The organism is Vibrio sp. MEBiC08052, from assembly GCF_001506075.1.
Lineage (GTDB): Bacteria > Pseudomonadota > Gammaproteobacteria > Enterobacterales > Vibrionaceae > Vibrio.
The window spans coordinates 401,761-404,817 of sequence record NZ_KQ947475.1; the positions used below are offsets into that span (position 1 = coordinate 401,761).

The window sequence follows — 3,057 nt, forward strand, 5'->3', positions numbered from 1 at the left end:
CGTACACGGTGGATGCCTTGGCAGTCAGAGGCGATGAAGGACGTACTAACTTGCGATAAGCGTAGATGAGGCAGTAAGAGCCACTTGAGTCTGCGATTTCCGAATGGGGAAACCCAACTGCAGCAGCAGTTATCATTAACTGAATTCATAGGTTAATGAGGCGAACCGGGAGAACTGAAACATCTAAGTACCCCGAGGAAAAGAAATCAATCGAGATTCCGAAAGTAGCGGCGAGCGAAATCGGACTAGCCCTTAAGCTTTTACAGCGTTAGGTGAAGTGTCTGGAAAGGCACGCGAGAGAGGGTGATAGCCCCGTAACCGAAGGCGTTGTTTAAGTGAAAACGAGTAAGGCGGGACACGTGATATCCTGTCTGAAGATGGGGGGACCATCCTCCAAGGCTAAATACTCCTGACTGACCGATAGTGAACCAGTACCGTGAGGGAAAGGCGAAAAGAACCCCTGTGAGGGGAGTGAAATAGAACCTGAAACCGTGTACGTACAAGCAGTAGGAGCCTCTTTTATGGGGTGACTGCGTACCTTTTGTATAATGGGTCAGCGACTTATATTCAGTGGCAAGGTTAACCGATTAGGGGAGCCGTAGCGAAAGCGAGTGTTAACTGCGCGTTTAGTCTCTGGATATAGACCCGAAACCGAGTGATCTAGCCATGGGCAGGTTGAAGGTTGAGTAACATCAACTGGAGGACCGAACCGACTAATGTTGAAAAATTAGCGGATGACTTGTGGCTAGGGGTGAAAGGCCAATCAAACTCGGAGATAGCTGGTTCTCCCCGAAAGCTATTTAGGTAGCGCCTCGGACGAATACTACTGGGGGTAGAGCACTGTTAAGGCTAGGGGGTCATCCCGACTTACCAACCCTTTGCAAACTCCGAATACCAGTAAGTACTATCCGGGAGACACACGGCGGGTGCTAACGTCCGTCGTGGAGAGGGAAACAACCCAGACCGCCAGCTAAGGTCCCAAATTACAGCTAAGTGGGAAACGATGTGGGAAGGCTCAGACAGCTAGGATGTTGGCTTAGAAGCAGCCATCATTTAAAGAAAGCGTAATAGCTCACTAGTCGAGTCGGCCTGCGCGGAAGATGTAACGGGGCTAAGCTGTAAACCGAAGCTGCGGCAATATGATTTATCATATTGGGTAGGGGAGCGTTCTGTAAGCCGTTGAAGGTGGATTGTAAAGTCTGCTGGAGGTATCAGAAGTGCGAATGCTGACATGAGTAACGACAAGGGGGGTGAAAAACCTCCCCGCCGGAAGACCAAGGGTTCCTGTCCAACGTTAATCGGGGCAGGGTGAGTCGACCCCTAAGGCGAGGCCGAAAGGCGTAGTCGATGGGAAACGGGTTAATATTCCCGTACTTGTTGTGAATGCGATGGGGGGACGGAGAAGGCTAGGTGGGCCTGGCGACGGTTGTCCAGGTTCAAGTGCGTAGGCTGTAGAGTTAGGCAAATCCGGCTCTACGATAGGCTGAGACACGATGTCGAGTCACTACGGTGATGAAGTCATTGATGCCATGCTTCCGGGAAAAGCCTCTAAGCTTCAGTTCACAAGAAATCGTACCCCAAACCGACACAGGTGGTCGGGTAGAGAATACCAAGGCGCTTGAGAGAACTCGGGTGAAGGAACTAGGCAAAATGGTACCGTAACTTCGGGAGAAGGTACGCTCTTGCTGGTGAAGTCCCTTGCGGATGGAGCTGATGAGAGTCGCAGATACCAGGTGGCTGCAACTGTTTATTAAAAACACAGCACTGTGCAAAATCGTAAGATGACGTATACGGTGTGACGCCTGCCCGGTGCCGGAAGGTTAATTGATGGGGTTAGCTTAGGCGAAGCTCTTGATCGAAGCCCCGGTAAACGGCGGCCGTAACTATAACGGTCCTAAGGTAGCGAAATTCCTTGTCGGGTAAGTTCCGACCTGCACGAATGGCGTAATGATGGCCACGCTGTCTCCACCCGAGACTCAGTGAAATTGAAATCGCTGTGAAGATGCAGTGTACCCGCGGCTAGACGGAAAGACCCCGTGAACCTTTACTACAGCTTGGCACTGAACATTGAGCCTACATGTGTAGGATAGGTGGGAGGCTTTGAAGCAGTCACGCTAGTGATTGTGGAGCCGACCTTGAAATACCACCCTTGTATGTTTGATGTTCTAACTTGGCCCCGTTATCCGGGGTGAGGACAGTGCCTGGTGGGTAGTTTGACTGGGGCGGTCTCCTCCCAAAGAGTAACGGAGGAGCACGAAGGTGGGCTAATCACGGTTGGACATCGTGAGGTTAGTGCAATGGCATAAGCCCGCTTAACTGCGAGAGTGACGGCTCGAGCAGGTGCGAAAGCAGGTCATAGTGATCCGGTGGTTCTGAATGGAAGGGCCATCGCTCAACGGATAAAAGGTACTCCGGGGATAACAGGCTGATACCGCCCAAGAGTTCATATCGACGGCGGTGTTTGGCACCTCGATGTCGGCTCATCACATCCTGGGGCTGAAGTCGGTCCCAAGGGTATGGCTGTTCGCCATTTAAAGTGGTACGCGAGCTGGGTTTAGAACGTCGTGAGACAGTTCGGTCCCTATCTGCCGTGGGCGTTGGAGAATTGAAAGGGGCTGCTCCTAGTACGAGAGGACCGGAGTGGACGAACCTCTGGTGTTCGGGTTGTGATGCCAATCGCATTGCCCGGTAGCTAAGTTCGGGATCGATAACCGCTGAAAGCATCTAAGCGGGAAGCGAGCCTTGAGATGAGTTCTCCCTGGCAGTTTAACTGTCCTGAAGGGTTGTTCGAGACTAGAACGTTGATAGGCAGGGTGTGTAAGCGCTGTGAGGCGTTGAGCTAACCTGTACTAATTGCCCGTGAGACTTAACCATACAACACCGAAGGGGTTTTGTGGCTCAGTAGGAATAATTTGATTGTGTAGAGAACAAAAACAGCTTTCCGAATTTTAAGAATTTGCTTGGCGACGATAGCGTTTTGGACCCACCTGATCCATGCCGAACTCAGTCGTGAAACGAAACAGCGCCGATGGTAGTGTGGGGTCTCCCCATGTGAGA

At 51.7% G+C, this 3,057-nt stretch carries 2 rRNA genes; both read left to right on the plus strand.

From position 1 onward, the window contains the following. Window positions 1–2,874 (plus strand): 23S ribosomal RNA (locus VRK_RS01900). 85 nt (window positions 2,875–2,959) lie between these two features. Next, a 5S ribosomal RNA gene (gene rrf / locus VRK_RS01905) occupies window positions 2,960–3,053 on the plus strand. The last annotated feature ends 4 nt before the right edge of the window (window positions 3,054–3,057 follow it).